The 25326-nt window shown below is 70.5% G+C and carries 23 protein-coding genes and 1 CRISPR repeat array; of the genes, 12 read left to right on the forward strand and 11 right to left on the reverse strand.

Features of this window, described 5'->3' with window-relative positions; genetic code table 11:
- Nucleotides 1-51: 51 nt before the first annotated feature.
- Both ACWCWD_RS27150 and ACWCWD_RS27155 read right to left on the reverse strand, forming a co-directional pair.
- Nucleotides 52-981: a DMT family transporter gene (locus ACWCWD_RS27150; protein WP_450776579.1), complete on the reverse strand. Its 930-nt coding sequence runs from the start codon at nt 979-981 to the stop codon at nt 52-54.
- A gap of 279 nt (nt 982-1260) precedes the next feature.
- Nucleotides 1261-1803 carry an O-acetyl-ADP-ribose deacetylase gene (locus ACWCWD_RS27155; protein ID WP_450776581.1) on the reverse strand — a complete coding sequence of 181 codons (543 nt, stop codon included), beginning with the start codon at nt 1801-1803 and terminating at the stop codon, nt 1261-1263.
- A gap of 63 nt (nt 1804-1866) precedes the next feature.
- Nucleotides 1867-2443: direct repeats of the CRISPR family, unit length 29 nt; unit sequence GGGACCATCCCCGCACGCGCGGGGAGCAC.
- A gap of 289 nt (nt 2444-2732) precedes the next feature.
- On the opposite strand from ACWCWD_RS27155, the gene ACWCWD_RS27160 reads away from it, so the two are divergent.
- Entirely contained in the window at nt 2733-3143 is a 411-nt protein-coding gene (locus ACWCWD_RS27160; protein ID WP_450776583.1) for a hypothetical protein, read from the forward strand.
- Nucleotides 3144-3153: 10 nt separating this feature from the next.
- Here the strand turns inward: ACWCWD_RS27160 and ACWCWD_RS27165 are convergent, their stop codons facing one another.
- Nucleotides 3154-4152: an N-acetyltransferase family protein gene (locus ACWCWD_RS27165; RefSeq protein ID WP_450776585.1), complete on the reverse strand. Its 999-nt coding sequence runs from the start codon at nt 4150-4152 to the stop codon at nt 3154-3156.
- Between the two features lie 126 nt (nt 4153-4278).
- Complete coding sequence (locus ACWCWD_RS27170; protein ID WP_450776587.1) at nt 4279-5010, reverse strand: CPBP family intramembrane glutamic endopeptidase; 732 nt, start codon at nt 5008-5010, stop codon at nt 4279-4281.
- Between the two features lie 266 nt (nt 5011-5276).
- Between ACWCWD_RS27170 and ACWCWD_RS27175 the strand changes: the two genes are divergently transcribed.
- Nucleotides 5277-7121 carry an alpha/beta hydrolase gene (locus tag ACWCWD_RS27175; protein ID WP_450776589.1) on the forward strand — a complete coding sequence of 615 codons (1845 nt, stop codon included), beginning with the start codon at nt 5277-5279 and terminating at the stop codon, nt 7119-7121.
- Between the two features lie 79 nt (nt 7122-7200).
- On the opposite strand, the gene ACWCWD_RS27180 is transcribed toward ACWCWD_RS27175, so the two are convergent.
- Entirely contained in the window at nt 7201-7455 is a 255-nt protein-coding gene (locus ACWCWD_RS27180; RefSeq protein WP_450776591.1) for a pentapeptide repeat-containing protein, read from the reverse strand.
- 143 nt (nt 7456-7598) lie between these two features.
- Between ACWCWD_RS27180 and ACWCWD_RS27185 the strand changes: the two genes are divergently transcribed.
- Entirely contained in the window at nt 7599-9404 is a 1806-nt protein-coding gene (locus ACWCWD_RS27185) for a protein kinase domain-containing protein (protein WP_450776593.1), read from the forward strand.
- A gap of 30 nt (nt 9405-9434) precedes the next feature.
- Here ACWCWD_RS27185 and ACWCWD_RS27190 read toward each other — a convergent pair whose 3' ends face one another.
- On the reverse strand, nt 9435-10064 hold the full coding sequence (locus ACWCWD_RS27190) for a hypothetical protein (protein WP_450776595.1): 630 nt from the start codon (nt 10062-10064) through the stop codon (nt 9435-9437).
- Nucleotides 10065-10150: 86 nt separating this feature from the next.
- On the opposite strand from ACWCWD_RS27190, the gene pip reads away from it, so the two are divergent.
- From pip to ACWCWD_RS27205, 3 genes are all read left to right on the forward strand, one after another.
- Nucleotides 10151-11203: a prolyl aminopeptidase gene (pip, locus tag ACWCWD_RS27195; protein WP_450776597.1), complete on the forward strand. Its 1053-nt coding sequence runs from the start codon at nt 10151-10153 to the stop codon at nt 11201-11203.
- A gap of 268 nt (nt 11204-11471) precedes the next feature.
- Nucleotides 11472-12896, forward strand: a complete 1425-nt coding sequence (locus tag ACWCWD_RS27200) for an ATP-dependent nuclease (protein WP_450776599.1) — start codon at nt 11472-11474, stop codon at nt 12894-12896.
- A gap of 230 nt (nt 12897-13126) precedes the next feature.
- On the forward strand, nt 13127-14122 hold the full coding sequence (locus ACWCWD_RS27205) for an aldo/keto reductase (protein ID WP_450776601.1): 996 nt from the start codon (nt 13127-13129) through the stop codon (nt 14120-14122).
- A 276-nt stretch (nt 14123-14398) separates the two neighbouring features.
- On the opposite strand, the gene thpR is transcribed toward ACWCWD_RS27205, so the two are convergent.
- The gene (gene thpR / locus ACWCWD_RS27210) at nt 14399-14998 is read right to left on the reverse strand and encodes an RNA 2',3'-cyclic phosphodiesterase (RefSeq protein ID WP_450776603.1); all 600 of its coding nucleotides are present in this window, start codon (nt 14996-14998) and stop codon (nt 14399-14401) included.
- Nucleotides 14999-15099: 101 nt separating this feature from the next.
- On the opposite strand from thpR, the gene ACWCWD_RS27215 reads away from it, so the two are divergent.
- Nucleotides 15100-15690, forward strand: coding sequence for a Uma2 family endonuclease (locus tag ACWCWD_RS27215; RefSeq protein ID WP_450776605.1), 591 nt, complete (start codon nt 15100-15102; stop codon nt 15688-15690).
- Nucleotides 15691-15823: 133 nt separating this feature from the next.
- Here the strand turns inward: ACWCWD_RS27215 and ACWCWD_RS27220 are convergent, their stop codons facing one another.
- A complete protein-coding gene (locus tag ACWCWD_RS27220; protein ID WP_450776607.1) occupies nt 15824-17158 on the reverse strand; it encodes an MFS transporter in 1335 nt (444 codons plus the stop codon).
- Between the two features lie 94 nt (nt 17159-17252).
- A complete protein-coding gene (locus ACWCWD_RS27225; RefSeq protein WP_450776609.1) occupies nt 17253-17693 on the reverse strand; it encodes a MarR family winged helix-turn-helix transcriptional regulator in 441 nt (146 codons plus the stop codon).
- 132 nt (nt 17694-17825) lie between these two features.
- Between ACWCWD_RS27225 and ACWCWD_RS27230 the strand changes: the two genes are divergently transcribed.
- Nucleotides 17826-18038 carry a ribbon-helix-helix protein, CopG family gene (locus tag ACWCWD_RS27230; protein WP_450776611.1) on the forward strand — a complete coding sequence of 71 codons (213 nt, stop codon included), beginning with the start codon at nt 17826-17828 and terminating at the stop codon, nt 18036-18038.
- 117 nt (nt 18039-18155) lie between these two features.
- Here ACWCWD_RS27230 and ACWCWD_RS27235 read toward each other — a convergent pair whose 3' ends face one another.
- Nucleotides 18156-19595 (reverse strand): NCS2 family permease, encoded by a 1440-nt coding sequence (locus ACWCWD_RS27235; protein WP_450776613.1) that lies wholly within the window; start codon nt 19593-19595, stop codon nt 18156-18158.
- A 245-nt stretch (nt 19596-19840) separates the two neighbouring features.
- Between ACWCWD_RS27235 and ACWCWD_RS27240 the strand changes: the two genes are divergently transcribed.
- From ACWCWD_RS27240 to ACWCWD_RS27250, 3 genes are all read left to right on the forward strand, one after another.
- Entirely contained in the window at nt 19841-20152 is a 312-nt protein-coding gene (locus ACWCWD_RS27240) for a DUF2530 domain-containing protein (RefSeq protein WP_450776615.1), read from the forward strand.
- A gap of 99 nt (nt 20153-20251) precedes the next feature.
- On the forward strand, nt 20252-22720 hold the full coding sequence (locus ACWCWD_RS27245) for an HAD-IC family P-type ATPase (protein WP_450776617.1): 2469 nt from the start codon (nt 20252-20254) through the stop codon (nt 22718-22720).
- A 278-nt stretch (nt 22721-22998) separates the two neighbouring features.
- Entirely contained in the window at nt 22999-23427 is a 429-nt protein-coding gene (locus tag ACWCWD_RS27250; protein WP_450776619.1) for a VOC family protein, read from the forward strand.
- Between the two features lie 146 nt (nt 23428-23573).
- On the opposite strand, the gene ACWCWD_RS27255 is transcribed toward ACWCWD_RS27250, so the two are convergent.
- Nucleotides 23574-23912 (reverse strand): hypothetical protein, encoded by a 339-nt coding sequence (locus ACWCWD_RS27255; RefSeq protein ID WP_450776621.1) that lies wholly within the window; start codon nt 23910-23912, stop codon nt 23574-23576.
- A 433-nt stretch (nt 23913-24345) separates the two neighbouring features.
- Between ACWCWD_RS27255 and ACWCWD_RS27260 the strand changes: the two genes are divergently transcribed.
- Nucleotides 24346-25269: an RNA polymerase sigma-70 factor gene (locus ACWCWD_RS27260; RefSeq protein ID WP_450776623.1), complete on the forward strand. Its 924-nt coding sequence runs from the start codon at nt 24346-24348 to the stop codon at nt 25267-25269.
- Nucleotides 25270-25326 lie beyond the last annotated feature (57 nt).

Genomic DNA, 25326 nt, shown 5'->3' on the forward strand with positions numbered 1-25326 from the left:
TCCGCACCGAAGTGGCGCCGTGGCCTCAGGAGGACTGCGGGGGGGCGGGTGCTACGGGACCGTGTCGTGGTCGCGCGAGAGCTGCGGTGGCGGCGGCGTGGGCTCCGTACCGGGGGACGCGGGGCGGCGGGAAAGTACGCCGGCGGTGGCACCGGCCAGGACCAGGGAGGCCCCCAGGATTTGCAGCCACGTCAGCCCGCTGCTCAGCAGCACCGCGCTGGCGACGATGCTCACCACGGGCTCCAGCATGCTGCCGATCGAGGCACGCGTCGGACCGATCAGAGTCATCCCGAGGAAGAAGCAGAGAATCGCGACGACCGTGGAGACCAGGGCCAGGGCGAGCACCCAGAGCCAGCCCCGGAACGTGAAGTCGAACCTCAGGTCCCCCGTGGCCACCCCGTACAGCAGGAAGGAGACTGCCGCGGCCGCCGAGACGCAGCCCGTCATCACCACGGGGTGCACGCTGCCGCTCACCCGGTCGCCGTACATGATGTAGGCGGTGTAGACCCCTGCGGCACCGAGCACCTGCAGGACGCCCACGACGTTCAGCTCCGACCCGATGCGGCCCAGTACGAGTGACACCCCCGCGAAGGACGCCAGTATCGATCCGACGATGGCCAGCGAGGGCCTCTCCCGGCCCACGGCGGCGGAGACGGTGGCCACCAGGGCCGGGTACACGTACAGCAACAGGGCAGCCAGCGCGGGCGAGATGTGTTTGACGGACGAGAAGTAGAGCGCCGACTGAGCCGTGTACATCACCCCGCCCAGCACGACCAGCCTCAGCAGGTCCGCCCGTTTCGGAAGGCCGCTGCCGCGCGCGTGGCGGACCACGTACGGGAGGAAGACAGCGGCCGCGAGGGCGAAGCGGAGGAAGAGCAGCGTGACGACGGTCAGCCCGTCACGGTAGGCGAACGTGGCGAAGACGGTCATGAACCCGAAGCAGGTCGCGGAAAGCCCGATGAGCAGGTAACCCTTCAACATCCGTGAGCTTCCTTCCTGAAGGGCGAGCGTCCGCCGGCGGGCAGCGTGGAGCAACGCCGTGGGCGACAAGGGCTCGTGGGGAGGGCGGGACGAACCAGATTCAACGATGTCCCGCACGACGGCCACAAGCGCCCCCGCACATTTGGCGGCATTCACCACCTCGCGATCCGCCGCGCACCCCCTGCCGAATCCCTCACTCCGCAGGTGGGACGCGGAAGGGAACCTCAGCCACTCCTCATGTAAGGGGCGCAGGTTCCCGCCACCCCCGACATGGGTGGTCTACGGGGAGGGGCGCTCCAGCCCCGCGAGCGCCCGCTCGAAGCACTCGTACGCGTCCTCGTCGAAGAGGACGAAGCGCACCTCGGCAACCGGGAGCCGGACCTCCTCGCGGACCGTACGCAGGGCGAGACGTGCACCGTCGTCCATCGGCCAGCCGTAGATCCCGGTCGAGATCGCCGGGAACACCACGGAGTGCGCGCCCAGTTCGGCGGCCACCCGGAGGGACTCGCGGTAACACGACACCAGCAGCTCCGAACGGTCCTCCTCCCGCGACCAGACCGGGCCCACGGTGTGGATCACATGGTCCGCGTGCAACCGCCCGGCGGTCGTCGCCACCGCCTGCCCGGCCGGCAACCCCTTGCCGTACCGGGAAGCGCGCAGGTCACGGCAGGCATCCAGAATCGCGGGGCCGCCCTTGCGATGGATGGCCCCGTCCACCCCGCCACCGCCGAGCAGCGAGGAGTTGGCGGCGTTCACGAGGGCGTCGGCGTGCTGCTCGGTGATGTCGCCGAGTACGAGCTCGATGGTCGGCTGCGTCGTCATGGGGTCATCCTGGGGCGGCGGGGCGGTGGGGGCAACGCAGATGCGCGGCCACGGGCGGCGGGCGGGGGCATCCCCGCACGCGCGGGGAGCACGACGGGAGGCTGCGCGGGACAGCACTTCGGCCGGGACCATCCCCGCACGCGCGGGGAGCACTGCGTTCTCCAACTGCTCGTAGTCGTCGCAGAGGGACCATCCCCGCACGCGCGGGGAGCACAGCCTGGCCCCCGGTGAGGCGTTCGTGAACGGGGACCATCCCCGCACGCGCGGGGAGCACCCCGATGCGGTGGCGCTGACGAGTCCGACGTGGGGACCATCCCCGCACGCGCGGGGAGCACGCGAAGCGGCTCGGCCTGGACGCCGCGCCCGGGGGACCATCCCCGCACGCGCGGGGAGCACTGCCCGTGGTGCGCCATGGCGGTGTGGTACTGGGGACCACCCCCGCACGCGCGGGGAGCACTGCGTGGTGCCCATCGCCGGGGGCTGCGTCGCGGGACCATCCCCGCACGCGCGGGGAGCACGAGTACACCCGCTGGGCCCACGCCCACACCCGGGGGCCATCCCCGCACGCGCGGGGAGCACCCCTTCTCCGTGGTGACGTCGAGCGAGTGCCCGGGACCATCCCCGCACGCGCGGGGAGCACAGCTCCCAGCCCTGCGCGGTCTTCGTGTTCCCGGGACCATCCCCGCACGCGCGGGAGCACTCTTCCTGACCTGCAGGTTCTTCCGTGAGAAGTGGCCTCCTGGGCCAACTTCGCCGACTCGGACCTTACCGACATAGCGCCCGCCAGCGCCAACCCCGCTGCCATGGCATTCAGTTCACCACGCCACCGCGCCGACAACCCCCAACTCCCGCAACACCGACCACCCAGCCAGTCGCACCTCGCCCCCACCCCGACCCCCGCCCGACCCCACACCGCCTACGCTCCCCCCATGTCCGAGCCCTTCGTCAACGGCGACGTACTGCACCGCGCCTGCGGCATCTGTCCCTCGCGGCGGCTCCCCGTAGGAGAGTTCGACGTGCACGAGCGGCCCACCGCCGCCTGCCCGTTCCGGCCGGCCGACGGCCACCGGTACAGCGCCGACGGCACCCCCGTGTGCGTCCACCCCGAGAAGGTGGGGCTTCCCCCGGCGCGGTACAAGAGCGAGGGAGCACCCCTGCGTGCCGAACTCCTGCTCCCCGCGCAGGAATCCGAGGTCGTTCCCTACCTCCGCTCGCTGCTCTACGGCGCGGCCCCGGTCTTACTCGAAGAACTCCTCGAACGGGCCGGGTCCGAGATCGGCCGGCGCTTCCCGCACCTCGACGTGGTGGCGACCCTGCGCCGCGCCCTCAGCGAGAGCTGACACAGGCCCCTCAGTCCCCCAACTCCCGCTGGAGGAAGACCGACCGGTGCGTCGGTACGTAGCCGAGGGCGTCGTTCACCGCGCGCATCGGGGCGTTGCCGTCGGCCGTGTCGGTCACCAGGCCGGTGAGGGCGGGGTGTGCGGCCAGGGCGGTACGGATCGACTCGGCCTTCATCCAGCGGGCCAGGCCGCGTCCGCGGTGGGCGGGCAGGACGCCGGTTCCGTAGTGCAGGCCCTCACCCGTACCGCCGCCGGGGACGACCAGTTCGGTGAAGCCGACGATCGTGCCGTCCGCCTCGCTGACGGCGGCGACCGTGTGCAGGAGTTCGCCGCGCTGTTCGACGGCGCGGGCGACGGCTCGTACCCGGTCCACGTCCCAGGTCTCCTTGCCGTGGTCCATCTCGTCCATCGGCATGTCGTCCATCGCCCACCGTGAACCGGCGAACGTCTCGGCCAGCTCGTCGGGGACGGTTCCGCTCCAGGCGGTCAGCCGGTAGCCCGGGTGGGGCTCGGCGGCCAAGGCGGCAAGGGCAACCGGGTCGGCGTCGGCTGTCGCCAGGCGGGCGAAGGCCAGGGTGAGGACCACCCGGAAGCCTCGGCCCGTCAGGAACTCCACCGCCACACCGCCGTCACCACCCTCCTGCCCGCCCGCCAGCGCCACCTGGGCGGTCACCGTGCGCCGGCCCTCGGCCCGGGCGCCCGCGAGGGCCGCGTCCAGCAGGCGGGTTCCGATGCCGGTGCGGCGGGCGGCCGGGTGCACGGCGAGGTCCAGTTCGGCGAGGTGGTCCCGGCCGGCTGCGGTGGAGAGCCGCAGGTACGCCGATCCCACCGGGTACGCGGGGGGATCGATGGCCGCCGGGCCGCCACCACCGCCGGGCACCTCCTCCGCGAGCCAGACGAGGCGGTACGAGGACGGGCCGGGGGACGAGTCCGCCGACGGGCCCGCCGACGGGCCATGGCCAGGCTCGGCGAGCGGGGGCTCGGCGAGCGGGGTGATGCGCAGGGGCAAGGGAGTCTCCGTCGAACGGCTGGGTGGCCCGGGCGGGCCGGAGGACCGTAAACCGGGTGCGCGAACGCCCGCAACGGCATTACCGCAGGACCGCGTTACCGGAGGACAAAAGTCCGCAGAACCGCGTTACCGCAGCAGGAACCCCGTCAGGTATCCCAGCGCGTTGGTCGCCCAGTGCAGGCCCATCGGGGGGAGCAGGCTGCCGCTGCGTCGGCGCAGCTCGCAGAAGAGGACACCGGAGGCCCCGGTGAACAGCACCGCGCCGATGTCGGCGACGACCGCCGCGATCACCGTTCCGGCGGAGGAGGTGCCGAAGAACCCGGCGAGCGCGGGTTTGTCGGTGGCCAGGTGCAGCGACGGGAGGATGTGCCACATCCCGAAGAGGGCGGAGGAGACGACGGTGGCGGTGACCGTGCCCCGGGCGCGTACGAGGAGCCCGTACAGCACCCCGCGGAACGCGACCTCCTCCAGCAGCACGGTGCCGATGGGGACCTGGATCAGCATGCGCCAGGCGACCTCGGCGCCGGAGAGGCCGCTGTTGCGCTGGTCCTCGAAGAGGTCGCGGGTGGCGGGGAGCAGCGCGCCGACCAGGTAGACGAGTCCGACCAGGCCGATGAGTACGGCAGCCCAGCGGGCGCCGCGCGCCCAGGTGCCGCGCCCAAGACCGGCCTCGGGCCAGGTGCCGCCGGACCACTTCCACACGCCGAGCAGGATCGCGGTGACGACCAGGGAGACGACCAGGCCCCAGCCGTGGAGGAAGACGTGGTTGACGAGGTTGGTGGCGACCAGGATGGCGATGGTCAGCGCGATCGCCCCGTTCAAGGGAAGCCTCGGGGGCAGCCGCCGCCCCTCGGTCATGTCGCCTCCCGCACCTTCGCCCACTCCCGCTCCCTCCCTCTCCCGCTCCCTCTCCTCACGTGGGTCCACTCTCGGCGCCGCCCCCTGCCCGGGCAACTCGTGCACGAGCCGCACGGGCACCCCACCCCACCGCTCGCCCCCGCGCCCGCCCGCCCACCCACGGATCGTCACCGTCACAGGGTGTCGCCGACCGGTGGCGTACCGTTCCGCCTAGCGTGCCTCTGGAGCGGCCGGGTGACTGCGGCCGAAGCGACCCGGGAGGCCCCATGACCGACAGTGGCGGATCGACCGGCCCGAACGAACCGCCCGGACAGCACGAACCATCCGAGCCATCCGGCCCGACCGAACCCGCCGGATCGACCAGATCGCCCCGCGAGGGCGACCGCCCCCGCCGCGCCGCGCGTCTCGTCCGGCGCCCGGTGGTGCGGCGGCGGCCCGGCTGGGCGGGGGTCCTGGTGGCGGTGCTCTTCTACGCCGCCTCGTTCACGCCCTCGCTCATCCCCCGCTCGTGGCTGGTCCAGTCGCTGGCGGCCGGGGTCACCGCGGCGGCCGGTTACGGCGTGGGGGCGGTCCTGGGGTGGTTCGCGCGGCGCTGCGGGGTGCGGCCGGGCGGGGCGACGCGCCGGTGGGCGTGGCTGATGCTCGTACCGCTGGGGGTCGCGGCGGTCGTCGCGGTGACCGCGCGGAGCGTGCACTGGCAGGGCGACGCGCGGCGGGCGGTCGACATGGAGCCGGGGGTGGTGTGGTGGCAGTGGGCGCTGGTGCCCTTCGTGGCGCTGCTGCTCTGCGGGCTGCTGGTGGCGCTGGCCCGGTCCGTGCGGCTGGGTACGCGGACCCTGGCGCGTCCGCTGGAGCGGCTGGTGCCCCGGCCGTGGGCGCTGATGGTGGCGGCCTCGGTGGCGGTGGTCGTGGTGGTGGGGGTGGTCCAGGGCTTCCTGCTGCGCGGGCTGGTCGACCTCGTGGAGAGCAGCGCGTCGCTGACGAACGGGTCGACCAGCAAGGGCATCGCCCGGCCGCTGCTGCCGACGCTCTCGGGCAGCCCGTCCTCGTTGGAGAGCTGGTCCTCGCTGGGGAAGAACGGCCGGGACTTCGTCGGCCACGCGTCCACCCGGGCGGAGATCTCCGCGTTCACCGGCGCCCCGGCGACGGACCCGGTCCGGGTGTACGTCGGGCTGGAGTCCTCGGCGACCCTGGAGGGACGCGCGGATCTCGCCGTACGGGAGCTGGAGCGGACCGGCGCGTTCCGCCGGAAGGTGCTGGTGGTGTTCGGTACGACGGGGAGCGGCTGGGTCAACGAGAGTCTCGCCAAGCCGCTGGAGTACATGTACGGCGGGGACAGCGCGGAGGTCGCCCTCCAGTACTCGTACCTGCCGAGCTGGCTCTCGTTCCTCACCGAGAGCGAGGCCGCCGTGGCCGGTTCCGCGCTCTTCGACGCCGTGTACGACCACTGGTCGGCGCTGCCCCCGGGCGAACGCCCCCGGCTGCTGGTGTCCGGCGAGTCCCTCGGTTCGTACGCCACCGAGGGTGCGTTCGACGGCGAACTCGCGCGGATGACCGCCCGCAGCGACGGCGCCCTGCTGGTCGGGCCGACGCTGCGGAACCCGATGTGGGAGAAGCTCGGCAAGGCCCGTGACCGGGGAAGTCCGCTCTGGCTGCCGGTCTACCGGGACGGGCGCACCGTGCGGTACGCCCGCCGCGAGCCCGATTTCGACCGGCCGGCCGACGCCGCCTGGGACGCGCCCCGGATCGTGTACCTCCAGAACGGTTCCGACCCGGTGACGTGGTGGTCCCCCGATCTGCTGACATCTCGGCCGCAGTGGCTCGTGGGACCGAAGGCGCCCGACGTCTCCCCCGGGATGCGGTGGTACCCGCTCGTCACCTTCTGGCAGGTGACCTGCGACCTCGCGGTGTCCGACTCCGTCCCGGTGGGGTACGGGCACCGGTTCGGCACCCTCCCCGTCGCGGCCTGGGCCGCCGTGACCCGGCCGCCCGGGTGGACCGGGGAGGACACCGCCCGCCTCGAAGAGACGCTGGAACGGAAACAGGAGGAGCAGGAGGAGCAGGGCGAACAGAAGGAACAGGAGAAGGAGAAGGAGAACGAGGAGGGGTGAGGGCGGGCGGGTCGATGCCCCCACTCGATGCCCCCACCACCCACCGAAGCGTGACAGAACCGCAAGTCGGTGGGCACGATCAGGCACTGACGGACCGTCTACCCTGTTGCTTCCATGTAGTGCACAGGGGGTCGCATGCACAGCGAGGGAACGGCCGACGAGCCGGAACGAGGCTTCGACGGCGATCCCGCAGACGCCCATTCCGGAGAGGCACATCCCGGAGGCGCCCATTCCGGAGACGCGCACCCCGGAGACGCGCACCCCGGAGGCGCCCATTCCGGAGGTACGCACCCCGGAGACGCGCATTCCGGAGGCACGCGCCCCGGAGACACACGCCCAGGAGACCCGCACCCCGCGGACGCCCACGCCGGAGGCGCCCACCCCGCGGACCCGCACCCGGCGGACGGCCACCCCGCAGGCGCGGCGCCCGAGCCTCTCGGGGGCGCCACCGAGTCGGAGCCCGAGCTCCGGCCGCACATGGTGATCGCCGACCGTTACGAGCTCCAACGCCAGCTGGGCCGGGGCGGGATGGGTGTCGTCTGGGAGGCGCTGGACCGGCGTCTGGGGCGGCGGGTGGCGGTCAAGGGGCTGCTCTACCGGGGGGCCGTGGAGCCCGACACGCAGGCGCAGTGGGTCGAGCGGGCGCGGCGCGAGGCGCAGGCCATCGCCCGGATCGGGCACCAGAACGTGGTGGCCGTGCACGACGTGATCGAGGCCGGCAACCAGGTCTGGATCGTGATGGAGCTGCTCAACGCCCGTTCCCTGGCGGACCTGTTGCGCGAGCAGCGCCGGCTGCCGGTGGCCCAGGCGGCCCGGATCGCCCTCCAGGTGCTGCGCGGGCTGCGCGCGGTGCACGAGGCGGGGGTGCTGCACCGGGACGTCAAGCCGCACAACATCCTCTTCCGGCCCAACGGCCGTGCCCTGCTGATGGACTTCGGGATCGCCACCTTCGAGGGTGCCGTCCAGCTGACCAAGTCGCAGGAGATCATCGGCACGCCGAAGTACCTCGCGCCCGAGCTGGTCCACCGGGGCGGCGAGGCGCTGCCGAAGCCGGGCACCTCGGCGTCCGACCTGTGGTCGCTGGGGGTGACGCTCTTCGAGATGGTCGAGGGCCGCGCCCCCTTCAACGGCCTCAGCTCGTACGAGGTGTTCATCGCCGTGTACGAGCAGCCGCTGCCCGCGATGGAGCACGCGGGCCCGCTCGCCCCCGTGATCCGGGCGCTGCTGCGGAAGGACCCGAAGGACCGGCCGTCCGCCCGGGAGACCGAGGCGATGCTGATGGCCGTCACCAGCGATCCCCCGGCGCTCGACCCGCCGACCCACCGCCGGAACCAGCCCCTCCGCCTCCCCCCGCACGACGGCGACGGCAATGGCGCCGGAGACTCCGAGGAGGGCGACGGTCGGGCGCCGAAGCCCCGCCGCCGGCGCACCGTGCTCGGTGTGGCGGCGGTCGGCTGCGCGGTGCTGCTGGCCGGTGGCGGCTGGCTGGCCTGGCAGCACGGGGGCACGCCCGCGCCCACGTACAAGCAGGGGCACGTCGAGCTGAAGATCGGTGTCAAGGACGACCAGCCCGGACTGAGCCAGCGGCAGCCGGACGGTTCGTACGCCGGGTACGACATAGACCTCGCCACCCGGATCGCACGGCGCATGGGCTACGCGATGAAGGACATCCGCTTCGTGCCGGTGAACAGCGAGAACCGGGCGTCGATGCTCTCCGCGGGGCGTGTCGATCTGGTGATAGCGAGCTACAGCATCACCCCGGAACGCAAGCAGCAGGGGATCGTCTTCGCGGGGCCGTACTACACGGCGCTGCGCAGCTTCCTCGTACGCAAGGACAAGAAGCCGGCGTACACCGACGCCGCCGACCTGATCAGCGACAAGGCCCAGGTCTGTACGGTGCGGGGCTCGACGTACGAGGGGTGGCTGGTGGAGGCCGGGTACAACCTCACGAAGCGGCAGAGTTCGTACCAGCTTTGCGTGGACTACCTGTTGGACGACAAGAGCGGGATCTCCGCCGTGTCCACCGACGACATCATCCTCGCCGGTTACGTCGGGCAGGACCCGGACAAGCTCCAGCAGATCAGCAACGCGGGCGGCGCCGAGGGGTACGGCGTGGCGATGGTGCCGGGCGAGCCCGAGCTGAAGAAGGAGGTGTGCGCGGCGCTGCGGGAAATCGTGAACGGCCAGGAGTGGGAGGACCTGTACACCGAGCACCTGGCGAAGCTGATGGCCAACGAGTCCGCGCCGAACCGGCCGAAGCTGACCGAGTGCGAGGACGCCTGAACCACCCGCCGGTGAGAGCGGATTCCGTGCTCAGCACCCGCCGAGCCGCTCCCCGCACTCGGCGCAGAACTTCGGCGCCCGCCCCTCCGGCCCCTCAGCGAGTCGTCCGCACTCCGGGCAGACCCGGTCGAGCGCGCACGGGGCCTCGCCGCCCTCGGGCTCGTTCCGGGAGAGCGCGGGCGGTGCGGGCGCGATCGCGAGGCCGGGGCGGCGGCGGTGGACGGTGAGGTACGCCAGGCCCTCGGGTCCGGACCGGACGGCGCGGCGGGAGGTGCGGGGCAGCCAGGTGACCGTGGTCGGAGTGAGCGGCAGCGCGGTGTCCCCGGTGCCGACCGTCCCGCTGCCCCCGGTGACGATCACCCCACTGCCCCCGGTACCGATTACCCCGCTGCCCCCGGTGACGATCACCCCACTGCCCCCGGTACCGATTACCCCGCTGCCCCCGGTGACGATCGTCCCGCTGCCCGCGAGGACCACGAGGAGCACGTCGAGGGTGTCCTCCTGGTGCTCGCCGACCTCCGCGTCCGGCGGCAGCCGTACCAGATTGGCGTCCAACTCCCGCCCCTGCTCGGCGAGTCGCCAGAGCGCGCCCCGGCCGTCCGGGCCCGCCTGGGCGAGGGCGTCGGCGAGTACGACGAGGTTCCGGGGTACGACGTTCACGCCTCCGAGCGTACGCGGCCCGGGTCGCGCACCGCCCCGATCCCCCTCGTAGGCTGACCCCTTCCCGGCCGCCCAGGAGGAACCGCATGCACCGCGAACCCGGCGCGGGTTACCCGCCCGTCGAGCCGTACGACCACGGCCTGCTCGACGTCGGCGACGGCAACCTCGTCCACTGGGAGGTCTGCGGCAACCCCGACGGGAAGCCCGCGCTCGTCGTGCACGGCGGCCCCGGCTCCGGCTGCAAGCCGTGGGCCCGGCAGCGCTTCGATCCGGAGCTGTACCGGGTGGTCCTCTTCGACCAGCGCGGCTGCGGCCGCTCCCTCCCGCACGCCGCCGACCCGGCGACCGGCCTGCGGCACAACACCACCGCCCACCTGATCGCCGACATGGAGCGGCTCCGCGTCCACCTCGGCATCGAGGCGTGGCTGCTGTTCGGCTGGTCCTGGGGGGCGACGCTCTCCCTGGCGTACGCCGAGGCGCACCCGGAACGCGTCACGGAGATCGTGCTCTCGGCCGTCACCACGACCCGCCCCAGCGAGATCGACTGGCTCTACCGGGGCGTCGGCCGGATCTTCCCCGAGGCCTGGGACCGCTTCCGGGCGGGCGTCCCCGAGGTGACGGACCCCCGGCCGTCGGCCGCCGCGCTGGTCGCCGCGTACGCCCGGCGGACGGAGAGCGCCGACCCGGCCGTACGGGAACGGGCGACGGCCGACTGGTGCGCCTGGGAGGACGCGGTGCTGTCGACGGAGGGGCAGCCGCCCGCGTACACCGGCAGGCCGCCGAGGGACCGGCTGGGGTTCGTCCGGATCTGCGCGCACTACTTCGCGCACGCCGCCTGGCTGGAGGACGGGCAGCTCATCCGGGACGCGGGACGGCTCGCGGGCATCCCGGGGGCGCTGATCCACGGCCGGTTCGACCTGGGCGGCCCGCTGACGACCGCGTGGGAGCTGGCCCGCGCCTGGCCGGACGCGGAGCTGACCGTCATCGGCGACGCCGGACACCTGGGCGGCGCGGCCACCACCCACGCCGAACTCGCGGCGCTGGACCGGTTCGCGGGCATTTCGCCGGCAAGACGAGTAGGGCCTCGAAGGACCACCAAAGCCACCGACAGACTCGATCCACCACAGTTCACCCCTTAAATATGAATAAATCGGACGCATGCCGCACTGGGCGAGCGACTTCAACACCCGTCAGCAAGGCAATTGCTGCCAAACCGCCACAGCAACTGACCGGACACCGGAGCCCACCGCATGCCATCAATCCCAGCGCTTTCACCCCTATACCCCGACGCGCAGGCGCCTTAAGCTAAGGAACGGATCATTGGACCACTCCCCTTGAAAAGCCAGGAACAGAATGAGCAATGCGCGCATTTCGAAAACGATCCGTCCACTCACTAGCGATTGGAACATGGATCGCTATTCAGAAAAGGGGTGGCCACAATTCCTGGATGCAGTCACCATAAGCGGGCTCCGCGGATGGACAGGAGAAACGGTTGAATTTAGGTTCCCCGTAACTGCAATTGCGGGTGAGAACGGCGCCGGCAAGAGCACCGTGCTCAAGACTGCCGCAGCCGCGTACCGCGCCCCGGACAAACTTCCCGCAATGAGAACTTTCTATCCGGATGACTTCTTCCCCAACACTCCATGGGAAGTTGTCGAAAAGGTTAACCTTCACTACCAGTTTCACCTCGGAGTATCTGGAGATTCATACGACCTGCGCAAGCCGAGCAAGCGATGGCGCGGAATGCCAGAGCGAAAGAGCCGCCCAGTATTCTTCCTCGACATCAGCCGAATTCAGCCGATTGACACTCTCATCGGCTACGGAAAAATCGCAAAACAGGCGACATTCCGCGGGGACGAAACCGAGTTTTCAGACACCGACAGGAATATGCTTGCGAGAATCATGAACAAGTCGTACACGGCCGGCAAAATGGCCAAGTACGAACAGAAGCAGATCGGAATCCTCTCGACAGCCGAAGGAGAGTATTCTAATTTCCATCAGGGCGCTGGAGAGGACGCAACCACAGACCTTGTGAATCTACTACGAACGGCGCCGCGAAACTCGCTTGTGATAATTGATGAGATCGAGTCATCTCTCCACCCAAGAGCACAGCGCCGCCTCATGGCTGAATTGTTCTCCATAGCCCACAAACAAAGAATTCAATTCATCCTCTCTACACATTCGCCATATATCCTAGAACAGCTACCCACCGAGGCAAGAGTATATATCCAAGTCGAACGGCACGGTAACCGTGACATCATCTACGGCGTTACTCCAGATTTTGCCATGTCCCTCATGGACGACGTGGATCACACCGAATTGACCCTTTACTGTGAAGACAAAGAAGCGGCAGTCATGATCGACGCGCTCATATCAAATGAGAGCCCCGATCTACGGCGGCGGGTTTCTATCACCCCAGTAGGCCCCGCCAGTACAGTAAAGACTCTCGGGCAGCTCGCAGATGAGGAAAAATTGCCCGGGAAATCGATTGGAGTACTTGACGCCGATCAAGACCTCACGATCGGATGCATAAAAATACCTGGAATTTCTGCGCCCGAGCGAGAGGTATTCGAGAATACGGATGAAAACTATTGGGATATCGTCGCACTTAGGCTCGGCGTCCGAACCGGAAACTTGCTGGACGCAGTCGAGGACGCCAAACGACTTGAAAATCATCACGCATGGTCTAGACGTGTCGCCGAGAATCTAGGGCCGCGCGTCCGCACCGATCGAGTTTGGGAGGATGCGGCTGCCGTATGGGCTCAGGAAGTCGTAGAGTCTGCCGATCGAGCGCAATTCGTAAATGAAATACTCGGGCACCTCGATGGTTAATCGATCCAGCCCGAGTCGGGCGCGATCGCCCATAAGGACTAACTCACAGGCCGCACCGTCTGGCCTTTGAGCGGCGCAACCTCCCGGGCAGCGTGGGCGACTCGCTGTCACTCGCCAGCAAGAACTGAGGAGCGGGGCTCCATCGCCGCCTGCCGCTCGTGGACAGCGACGACGACCGGCAGGCGGTGCCCCTTGCTTCGAGCGCACTCGAAGGCGTTGGGTGGGGAGTCATGAAGTACACGCAGCTCGGACGCACGGGCCTCAAGGTCAGCCGCCTCGTTCTCGGGACGATGAACTTCGGCCCGCAGACCAACGAATCCGACAGTCACTCGCTCATGGACGCCGCACTCGACGCGGGCGTCAACTTCTTCGACACCGCGAACGTCTACGGCTGGGGCGAGAACAAGGGCCGCACCGAGGAGATCCTCGGCACCTGGTTCGCGCAGGGCGGCGACCGCCGCGACAAGGTCGTCCTCGCCACCAAGGTCTACGGGAACATGGGCCCGGACGGCGAGGCGTGGCCCAACCACGACAAGCTCTCCGCGCTCAACATCCGCCGGGCCGTCGACGCCAGCCTGAAGCGGCTCCAGACGGACCACATCGACCTGTACCAGTTCCACCACGTCGACCGGTCCACCCCTGCCGAGGAGATCTGGCAGGCCATCGACGTACTGATCCAGCAGGGCAAGATCCTGTACGCGGGCTCGTCCAACTTCGCCGGCTACAAGATCGCCCAGGCCAACGAGACGGCCAAGCGCCTCGGCTCGTTCGGCCTGGTCAGCGAGCAGTGCCTGTACAACCTGATGGCCCGCGACGCCGAGATGGAGGTCATCCCGGCCGCCCAGGAGTACGGCCTCGGCGTCATCCCCTGGTCGCCGCTGCAGGGCGGGCTGCTCGGCGGCGCGCTGCGCAAGGAGCGCGAGGGCGGCGGTGCCCGGTCCACCACCGGCCGCTCCGCCGAGGGCCTCGCGGACCCGAAGGTGCGCGCCCAGCTCCAGGCGTACGAGGACCTGCTCGACAAGCACGGCCTCGAACCCGGCGAGGTCGGCCTGGCCTGGCTGCTGACCCGCCCGGGCATCACCGGCCCGATCTCGGGCCCGCGCACCCGCGAGCAGCTCGACTCCGCGCTGCGCGCGGTGGAGCTGGAGCTGTCCGAGGAGGTGCTGGCCTCGCTGGAGGAGATCTTCCCCGGCCCGGGCCCGTCCCCGGAGAGCTTCGCCTGGTAGACCGGCGGACCCGGTGAGCGGTTCCCGGTCGGCGGTCAGCCGTCGGCCGGGACGCCCGGGGCGTCGCCGGGGAGGGCGGTCGTCAGTTGCCCACGGCCGCCGCCACGGCGACGACGACGAACATCAGCACGAGAACGGTGGCCATGATGCGGTTTCTGGTCTTCGGATCCACCCGACGAGGTTAACCGCCCCACCGGCCTCCCCCGTCACCCGCCCCGGTCGCTCCCTCCGCCCGCCCGTCCCGCCCCGGTCGCCCTCCCCGCCCGCCGGCCCCGCTCACCGCCCCAGCGGCCAGGCGCGCACCACCTCGTACCGCGGCTGCTCCCCCGGCACTCCGGAGACCGGCAGGTTGCTGCGGACCAGGCTCAGCGTGTCCGCCTCCCACGCCACCCCCTCGAATCCCTCCAGCGCGCCGGTGAACGGGTGCAGGTCCACGTCCGTACGGCTGCGCGCGAGCGTGAGGTGGGGCGCGTAGCGGTGGTGCTCCTCCATAGGGACACCCGCCCGGCGGGCGGCGGCGTGGGCGCGCTCCGCGAGCAGCCGCAGCGCGTCGAGCCCGCCCGCCGCCCCGGCCCACAGCACCCGCCCGTCGAACCGGCCGCCGCCGTGCACCCGGAGCGGGAACGGCTCGCTCCGGTGGGCTGCGCGCTCCAGCCGCGCGTACAGGTCCGGCAGCAGCGCCTCGTCCACCTCCCCGAAGAAGGCGAGCGTGAAGTGCCACCCCGCCGTCCCGCTCCACCGCAGAGCCCGCGCCCCGGGCAGGTCGTGCAGCGGGGCGACGGCGTTCCGCAGCTCCTCGACGGCGGGGGCGGGCGGCAGGACGGCGGCGAAGAGGCGCTGGTGCGCACTGCCGGTGTCGGCTTGCTGGCTGCTCATGCGGGCGAGTCTCGCAGTTGCCCGCGTGCCCGGGAGGCCGTACGTATCGTTGTACGGCGTGGCTGCCCCGACGCAGGAGGCTGCCGGGGAGGAGTGCCACGATGACCGTCGCGGAGACCGACAGGATCGAGATGGCCGAAGAGACCGACGAGCGGACCTTGGACGCCATGTTCGAGTGGCTCGACAGGATGCCCTTCCCCGAGGGAATCAAGACCGAGATCGTCGGGGGAAACATCTGCAGGTCGCCTCAGCGCAACAACCACTGGGACATCATCGCCGATCTCTTCGAACAGCTCCGGGCGACCTACCCACGCACGCGCCTCAAGTCCGACGTACGCGTCGACTTCCCCGGTCATCTCAACGGCTTCGCGGCCGACGTGCTGGCGCTGAAGGAGGGTGCGGCGCGCGACGCGAAGGGGAACTGGCTCTTCACCGGGGTCGAGTTCGTGGCCGAGGTGATCTCCAAGGACACCGCGCGCAACGACTACGGCCCGAAGAAGGACGCGTACGCCGCCGCCGGCGTCCCGGTGTACCTCATCGCCGACCCGTACGACGGGAAGTGCCACGTCTTCCGGGAGCCGCGCGAGGGTACGTACGGCAGCGAGCTGACGGTCGTCTTCGGGACGCCGATCGACCTCACCGCCACCCCCGTCGGCGTGGTCCTGAGCACGGACGAGTTCCCCCGCGACTGAGCGGCGCAAGGACGACCCGCAGAGGCCCGGGCGCGGAAGCCCGACCCGCAGAAGCCCGACCGCACAAAACCGTTCCGCCCTCCTTCCCCCGCGCGCGGGAAGGAGGGCGGAACGGTGTCAGCGATCGCTCGGTCTACGCCGCCGTCGCCAGCTGTTCGCGCGGGACGAAGCGGACGTGAGGGCGCCCCGGGCGGAGGTCCACCTTCACCCTCAGGCCGCCGAGGCGGGCCAGGACGAAGCCGATGACCAGGGCGGCGAGCAGGGATATGCCGCCGCCGAACGCGAAGCCGATGCGGGGGCCGTACGTGTCGCTGATCCAGCCGACGATCGGGGCCCCGACGGGCGTACCGCCGGCGAAGACCATCATGTACAGGCTCATCACCCGGCCGCGCATGGCCGGGTCGGCGGCCATCTGGACGCTGGTGTTGGCGCTGATGTTGGTCGTCATGCCGAGCATCCCGATCGGCACCAGCAGGATCGCGAAGATCCAGACGGCCGGCGAGAGCGAGGCGGCGACCTCCAGCAGCCCGAAGAGGGTGCCCGCCGCGACGACCATCCGCAGCCGTGAGGAGCGGCGCCGGGCGGCCAGCAGGGCTCCTATGAGGGAGCCGCAGGCCATCAGGATGTTGAAGAAGGAGTACATGCCGGCGCCACCGTGGAAGACCTCGTCGGCGTAGGCGGTGAGCCAGATCGGGAAGTTGAATCCGAAGGTTCCGACGAAGCCGACCAGGGCGATGGGCCAGATCAGCTCCGGCCGCCCCTTCACGTACCGCAGGCCCTCGCGGAGCTGGCCCTTGGCGCGGGGGACGATCACCGTCTGGTGGAGCTCACTCGTCCGCATCATCAGCAGGCCGACGAGGGGTGCCATGAAGGACAGGCCGTTGAACATGAAGGCCCAGCCGCTGCCGACCGTGGTGATCAGGACACCCGCGATGGCGGGGCCGATGAGGCGGGCGGACTGGAAGTTCGCGGAGTTCAGGCTGACGGCGTTGCGGAGCTGCTTCGGTCCGACCATCTCGGAGACGAAGGACTGGCGGGCCGGGTTGTCCACGACCGTGACCATGCCGAGCAGGAACGCGATCAGATAGACGTGCCAGACCTGTACGAGACCCGCGAGGGTCAGGGTGGCCAGGGACACGCCGCAGAGGCCGAGCAGGGTCTGGCTGACGAGCAGGAGCTTGCGCTTCGGGAAGCGGTCGGCGACCACGCCGCCGTACAGGCCGAAGAGCAGCATCGGGAGGAACTGGAGGGCCGTGGTGATACCCACGGCCGCGGCGGACCCGGTGAGGCTGAGGACCAGCCAGTCCTGCGTGATGCGGGACATCCAGGTACCGGTGTTGGAGATCACGGCGCCCGTGGCGAACAGGCGGTAGTTGCGGATCTTCAGCGACGAGAAGGTCCCGCCGGTCGAGCTGTCGTGGGTGGCGGTCGGTGCGGGGGCGGAGTCTGCTCCGGATCCCGTACTCAAAAGGGTTCATCTCCTCGGCGTGGGTGAATGCTGGCAGGTGACGAGGGAACGGCGACGTCGAGCGCGGCGGCTGTGGTCCGTCCGGCCCGGGGCGTCACAGGTGGGCGAGCTTCTCGAGCACGGGTGCGGCGACCCTGAGCTTCTCCCACTCGTCCTCGTCCAGGCCCTCGGCGAGTCCGGCCAGCCAGGCGTTCCGCTTCGTGCGGCTCTCACTGAGCATGGCCTCGGCCTGCTCAGTCCGGCTGACCCTCTTCTGACGACGGTCATCGGGGTGCGGTTCGAGACTGACCAGTCCCTTGGCCTCCAGCAACGCGACGATGCGAGTCATCGACGGGGGCTGGACGTGCTCCCTGCGGGCCAGCTCACCGGGGGTGGCCGAGCCGCAGCGGGCGAGGGTGCCGAGCACCGACATCTCGGTGGGGCTCAGCGACTCGTCGACACGCTGGTGCTTGAGGCGTCGGCCGAGCAGCATCACGGCGGAGCGGAGGGAGCTCACGGCGGCGGCACTGTCGCCGTCGTGGATCAGGTCAGGCATGGTCCTTAGGGTATCTCATTACTTTAACTAAAGACCAATCGGTGGTACGCGCGAGAATCTCCTCACCCGAACGAGTGAGTCAGGCGCGGAAAGTCACACCAAAAGCGCGCCGGGGCGGCGACCCTGCTTGGCATGGGATCGACAGTACTCAGCCTGCGGATCGACGGTGAGCTGCTCGACCGGCTCCGGCAGCACGCCGCAAAACGCGGAATGAGCGTCCAGGACTACGTGGTCCGGACGCTCGTTCGCGACGACTTCGACGAACGCTTCAAGTCGGCGGTCGACGAGACGGAGAAGTTCTACGGGCCCCAGGGCCGGCAGGACCCGGTGGACCGGATCACGTGACCGGGCGCCGGGGCGGAAGGCGGGCGGCGGGTCGGGCGATCCGGTCGGCCGGGCCCTCACGCAAGCGGCCCCGCACTCGTTCGTGAGTGCGGGGCCACCGTCGTGGGCAGGGTCGGATCAGGTGAGGCCGAGGGCCGGCATCGCGTAGTAGAAGACGAAGACGGCCGACACCACGTACATGGCCACCGGCACCTCACGGCCCCGGCCCGCCGCCAGCCGCATCGCGCTGAAGGCGATGAAGCCGATGCCGATGCCGTTGGTGATGGAGTAGGTGAACGGCATCATCACCATGGCGAGGAACGCCGGGATGGCGAGGGTGAAGTCGCTCCAGTCGACGCCCCGGACCGAGCTCGCGACGATCAGGAACCCGACCGCGACCAGCGCCGGGGTGGCGGCCTGCGAGGGGACCATGGTCGCCAGGGGGGTCAGGAACAGGGCCACCGTGAAGAGCAGGCCGCTGACCACGCTCGCGAGACCGGTACGCGCCCCTTCGCCGACGCCCGCGGTGGACTCCACGAAGCAGGTGGAGGCCGAGGAGGAGGTCGCGCCGCCCGCGGCGACGGCGATGCCGTCGACGAACAGCACCTTGTTGATGCCGGGGAAGTTGCCGTTCTTGTCGGTCAGCTTCGCCTCGTCGCCGACGCCGAGGATGGTGCCCATCGCGTCGAAGAAGCAGGACAGCAGCACGGTGAAGACGAAGAGGATGCCGGTCAGCACGCCGACCTTGGAGAAGCCGCCGAAGAGGCTGAAGTGGCCGAGCAGCCCGAAGTCGGGCGAGGCGACCGGGTTGCCGGGCCACTCCGGGACGGTGAGGCCCCAGGCGCCGGCCGGCAGGTCCACGGCCGCGTTGATGATCAGCGCGAGGATCGTCATGGCGACGATCGAGATCAGGATGGCGCCCGGCACCTTGCGGACGATGAGCCCGAGGGTGAGCAGCACGCCCAGCACGAAGATGAGGACCGGCCAGCCGTGCAGGTGACCGTCGCCGCCGAGCTGGAGCGGGACGGTGGTCTGGGCGAGGTCCGGGATGCGGGAGACGAAGCCGGAGTCCACCAGGCCGACGAGCAGGACGAAGAGTCCGATACCCATCGAGATGCCCTTGCGGAGCGAGGTGGGCACGGCGTTCATCACGCGTTCCCGGAGCCCGGTGGCGACGAGCAGCATCACCACGATGCCCGCGAGGACGACCATGCCCATCGCGTCCGCCCAGCTCATGCGGGGGGCGAGCTGGAGGGCGACGACGGTGTTGACGCCGAGACCGGCGGCGAGGGCGATCGGCACGTTGCCGATGACGCCCATCAGCAGCGTGGAGAACGCGGCGGTGAGCACGGTGGCGGTGACCAGCTGGCCGCCGTCGAGCTGGTGGCCGTACATGTCCTTGGCGCTGCCGAGGATGATCGGGTTGAGCACGATGATGTAGGCCATCGCGAAGAACGTGGCGAATCCGCCGCGGATCTCACGGGCGACCGTGGAACCCCGCTCGGAGATCTTGAAGAACTGGTCGATCCCGCCCTTGGGCGGGCTGGGGTCGACCTCTGCGGTGGCCGTGCCGGACATGTATGACCTCAGACGTACGTAGGAGCCATGAACAAGGTGGGGGGAAAGCTGGCCGTCTTTGGACTTTTACACGAACAAATCACGCCATTCCCGAACGGATTAAGTATGAATACATAAGGCGAAGATCGCTATCTCCGCGCGTAGACCCTTGCGCCGCTTGGGATCGGGGCACTTATGTACACAGCCCCTACCACCGCCCCGGCCTGCGTCACGGCACCCGTCCGGGTGGCCCATAGACTGGGGCCATGGAGAAGTGGACACCCAAGCACGAGGCGCCCGAGCCCCTGGAGGGTCCCGTCGTCGCCACCATCACCGGCGGCACGATCCTCTGGTTCGTCCTCTTCCTCGTGCAGCTCCCCTTCTACGGCTGGTTCGACGACCACGGCCACCTCTGGTGGGTGTGGACCTGCCTCGCCGGGGCCGGACTCGGACTGATCGGCATCTGGTACGTACGCGGCCGGGACGCCGCCATCAAGCGCCACGCCGCCGCCCGCGAGGCCGAGGCCGCAGCGGCGGCGCGCGACGCCGACCCGGACGCGCCGGGCACCACCGGCTGACCGCACCGGCTGACCGCTTCCTCGGCACACCCGCCGGAGCCCCCTGTACAGCCCCGTTCCACCGGGCTGGCCCGGCGTTCCGCCCGTACCGTCTGAACCATGACGCAGCGGGCCATCGACACCTCCGGGGGGCAGCCCCCCGATCGCTCACCCTCCGCAGAGGCCGCGCCCCCGCCGTACGACCCCCGGGGGCTCTCCACCGCCGAGGTGGCGGAGCGGGTCGCGCGGGGCGAGGTCAACGACGTGCCCGTCCGCTCCTCGCGCTCGGTCACCGAGATCGTCCGCGCCAACGTCTTCACCCGGTTCAACCTGATCATCGGCGTGCTCTGGGTGATCATGCTGGCCGTCGCGCCGATCCAGGACAGCCTCTTCGGGTTCGTGATCATCGCCAACACCGGCATCGGCATCGTCCAGGAGTGGCGGGCCAAGAAGACCCTGGACGGCCTCGCCGTCATCGGCGAGGCGAAACCCACCGTGCGGCGCGACGGGACCGCCGCCGAGATCTCCACCTCCGCGATCGTCCTCGGCGACCTGATCGAGCTGGGTCCCGGCGACAAGGTCGTGGTGGACGGCACGGTCGGCGAGGCCGACAACCTGGAGATCGACGAGTCCCTCCTCACCGGCGAGGCCGACCCCGTGCTCAAGCGCGCGGGCGACCCCGTGATGTCGGGCAGCTTCGTCGTGGCGGGCGGCGGGGCGTTCACCGCGACGAAGGTCGGGCGCGAGGCGTACGCGGCCCAGCTCGCGGAGGAGGCGTCCCGGTTCACCCTCGTCCAGTCCGAGCTGCGCAGCGGCATCTCCACGATCCTGAAGTACGTGACCTGGATGATGATCCCGACCGCGATCGGGCTCGTCATCAGCCAGCTGGTCGTCAAGGAGAACGACTTCAAGGAGTCGGTGGCCCGGAGCGCCGGCGGCATCGTGCCGATGATCCCCGAGGGGCTGGTGCTGCTGACCTCGGTCGCCTTCGCGATCGGCGTCATCCGGCTCGGCCGCAAGCAGTGCCTCGTCCAGGAGCTGCCCGCCATCGAGGGGCTGGCCCGGGTCGACGTCGTCTGCCTCGACAAGACCGGCACCCTCACCGAGGGCGGCATGGACGTGACCGAGGTCCGGCCGCTGGGCTCCGCCGACGAGGCGTACGTGTCCCGGGTGCTCGGCGCCCTCGGCGGCTCGGACCCCCGGCCGAACGCCAGCCTCCGGGCGATCGTGGACGCCCACCCCGACCCGGGCGGCTGGCGGGTGACGGACACCCTGCCGTTCTCCTCGGCCCGCAAGTACAGCGGCGCCGCCTTCCGCGAGGACGGCTCGGCCGACGCCGCCGAAGGCACGGACGGCTCGGCCGGGTCCGACGGCACGGCCGACTCAGTCTGGCTGCTGGGCGCCCCCGACGTGCTGCTCCCCGACGGCGACCCCGAGCTCGCCTCGATCGAGGAGCTGAACCGGCAGGGGCTGCGGGTGCTGCTGCTCTCCCGGGCGCGGGGCGGCCTGGACGGTCCGGACGCCGCCGCCGGGTCCGTACCCACCGCGCTCGTCGTGCTGGAGCAGCGGCTGCGGCCGGACGCCGGGGACACCTTGCGGTACTTCGCGGACCAGCGGGTCGCGGCGAAGGTGATCTCCGGGGACAACGCCGTCTCGGTGGGGGCGGTGGCCGGAAAGCTCGGGCTGCCGGGCGCCGAGCACACGCTGGACGCCCGGCGGCTGCCGGAGGACCAGGACGCGATGGCGACCGCGATGGAGAAGAACACGGTCTTCGGCCGGGTCACCCCGAGGCAGAAGCGGAACATGGTCGCGGCGCTCCAGTCGCGCGGCCACACGGTCGCGATGACCGGCGACGGCGTCAACGACGTGCTCGCGCTGAAGGACGCCGACATCGGGGTCTCGATGGGCTCGGGGTCGGAGGCGACCCGGGCGGTGGCGCAGATCGTGCTGCTGGACAACAGCTTCGCGACCCTGCCGTCGGTGGTCGCCGAGGGCCGCCGGGTGATCGGCAACATCACCCGGGTCGCCACCCTGTTCCTGACGAAGACGGTCTACTCGGTGCTCCTGGCGATCCTGGTGGTCTGCTTCCAGGTGGAGTACCCGTTCCTCCCCCGGCACCTGACGCTGCTCTCGACGCTGACGATCGGTGTCCCCGCGTTCTTCCTGGCGCTCGCGCCGAACAAGGAACGGGCCCAGCCGTACTTCGTCCGCCGGGTGATGCGGTACGCGATCCCGTCCGGGGTCATCGCGGGGGCGGCGACCTTCCTCACGTACATGCTGGCGGGGAGCCACTACTCCGGCCCCGGGGCCCTCGACGCGGAGACCAGCGCGGCGACGCTGACGCTGTTCCTGGTGTCGATGTGGGTGCTGGCGATCATCGCCCGCCCGTACACCTGGTGGCGGATCCTGCTGGTCGCCTCGATGGGGGTGGCGTTCCTGATCGTCCTCGCGGTGCCGTGGCTCCAGCACTTCTTCGCGCTGAAACTGGTGGGCACCACCATGCCGTGGGCGGCGGTGGCCATCGCGGCGGCGGCCTCGGTGCTGCTGGAGTACGTCTGGCGCCTGGTGGGCCGCCGCTTCGGGGCGTGAGGCCGTCCGGGGTGCCGGTGGCTCGATCCCGTCCCGCGAGAGGCCGGGAAACGGCGTAGCCCCGGCCCATGACGGACGGCTAAGGTCGCTCGGGTGACTACCGGGTCGGCCTTGGGCCATGCACGAGTGGGGCTCCCGGCCTCGGCGTGAGCCCGAGGCGGGCCGAGGTCCGCCGGACACCCCCGAGAGGCCCGCCCCCGTTCTCCGCGTCTTCGCTCCCGGCGCCCGTCCTGCGGCGCCCCCTTCCAGCGGACTCACGAGACTCGGGGACACCACTGATGTCGTACGACCAGCAGCACCCGCACGTATCCGGGCTGTCGGCGACCGCCGTCCAGCTGAACCACACGGCGGTCTACGCCACGGACCGGCACCTGTCGGCGGAGTTCATCGCCGCGATCCTGGGGCTGGAGGTCGGTGCCCCGTTCGGGCCGTTCCTCCCCGTCGACCTCGGCAACGGCGTGACGCTCGACTACTACGCGAAGACCGACGAACCGATCCAGTCGCAGCACTACGCGTTCCTCGTTCCGGACGCGCGGTTCGACGCCATGATCGCCCGTCTGGAGGCGGTCGGCGTCACCTACTGGGCCGACCCCCGCCATACCGAACCGGGCCGGACCAACACCCTGTTCGGCGGTCGCGGCGCGTACTTCGAGGACCCGGACGGCCACCACATGGAGATCATGACCCGGCCCTACGTCCGCCCCTGACGGGCCACCCGGCGGCGGTCCGCGGGGCGCTCGTCGCCCGGTGGGCCGCCGCTCCGGGGCGTGAGCGGCGGTGGGGGGGATCCGCCCGTTCCCGGCGTCGCGCGAGCGCGCCGAGGCGGCCGGGAACGGAGAGCCCCGCCGGGGAACTACGTCCAGGCGACGGCGACGACGGCCGCGCCCGCCGTGAACGTCCCCACGGCGTAGAAGGCCCACTGCTGCTTGTTGCGCATGCCTGCCAGGGCTGCCACGGCCACCAGGACGTCCAGGCCCAGCTTCACTCCCATCTTCGCGTCGTCCACCGGGAGGTCCAGGGACGTTCTCGTCCATATGAGTCCCGCGCCGGTGACCAGCTGGACGACCGCACTGGTCACCATGTACATGCCGGTCACCGGGTCCTTCCCCCGCAACTGGAAGAAGATGCCGCCCAGGAGCGCGGCGAAACCGAAGAGGTGGAAGACGAGGAACACGTACCGAATGATTTCCATGACAGTGACCTTCCCTATGACATCGGCGAGTTGGCGGGCCATCGAACAGAACTCCGTCATCCAGGACCTGTGTTCACCCGACGAAGGGCGTGGGCCCGAAGCGGCCCCGGGGGGAAGGCCGCGATGGACGACATCAGCCCCTTGGACGAGACAGCCCTCCGTCCTGTGACACCACCGCGCGAGGAATCGCGGAGACGTGGGTCACAGCGCACCCGGCGGCGCGCCACCCGCCGAACGGACGCGCCTCAGGCAGGACTTCAGGGCGACCGTCAGTTCCGCCGAACCGCTCCTCTCCGGAGCGGGGAGTGCCATGATCGATGACGGCCGGACGGTGCGTGTGGGTGCCGCCGCCGGGTCGTGCACCAGGGATCCTCGATGGCGCCTCGTCGGCGTGGGTCCGGCCGGGCGCCCGGGACCGCAGGGGGGGCTCCGCATGGGCAAGGCCGAGGAGTTCGAGGAGTTCCGGCCGCTGCTGTTCTCGATCGCCTACCGGATCCTGGGCAGCGTGAGCGAGGCGGAGGACGCCGTGCAGGAGAGCTGGCTCCGTTACGACGCCTCGTCCACCCGGCCGGCGTCGGTCAAGGCGTTCCTGTCCACCACCGTGACCCGGGTCTCGATCGACGTCCTGCGCTCAGCTCGGCTACGGCGCGAGCAGTACGCCGGACCGTGGCTGCCCGAACCCCTCCTCGACGACCCGTACGGAGACCCGGCCCGCGCCGCGGAGCTGGCCGACTCTGTCTCGATGGCGGCACTGCTGCTCCTGGAGCGCCTCAGCCCGCTGGAACGTTCGGTGTTCGTGCTGCGGGACGTGTTCGCGTTCGGCTACGACGAGATCGCCTCGGCGGTCGGCCGCTCGGAGGCGGCATGCCGTCAGCTGCTCGTACGGGCACGGCGCCACATGCGCGAGGGACGGCCCCGGTACGACGCCGACAGCCGGAGCCAACGGGAGCTGGCGGAACGATTCTTCCGGGCGCTCTCACAGGGTGACGTGAGCGGACTGCAGAGCCTGCTCTCCTCCGACGTCCAGCTCGTCGGGGACAGCGGCGGCAAGGCCCCGCGGCAGGCCAGGGGCGCCACCGGCGCCCAGAACGTGGCCCGTCTGCTCACCACTGTCCATCCCCTGATGGCACTGACCGGCATCACGTGCGAACCGCGGACCGTCAACGGCGGCCCGGGCGCGCTCTTCCGCGACCGCGACGGCAGCATCCTGCACGTCTTCGCCCTCGACATGGCCGCCGGAAGCATCCGGACCATCCACTCGGTCATCAACCCCGAGAAGCTCGCTCACCTCGGCCCGGTCGCCGATGCCTGGGCCGTGGACCGCGCGGTGAAGCAGGCCCGCAGACGCACGGTGTGACCTCTGCCCCCGGCCGTCGGGAGAAGGCCGGGACCGCACGGGGCCCGCCCCGCCCGC

The sequence above is a fragment of the Streptomyces sp. NPDC001493 genome (assembly GCF_053597235.1).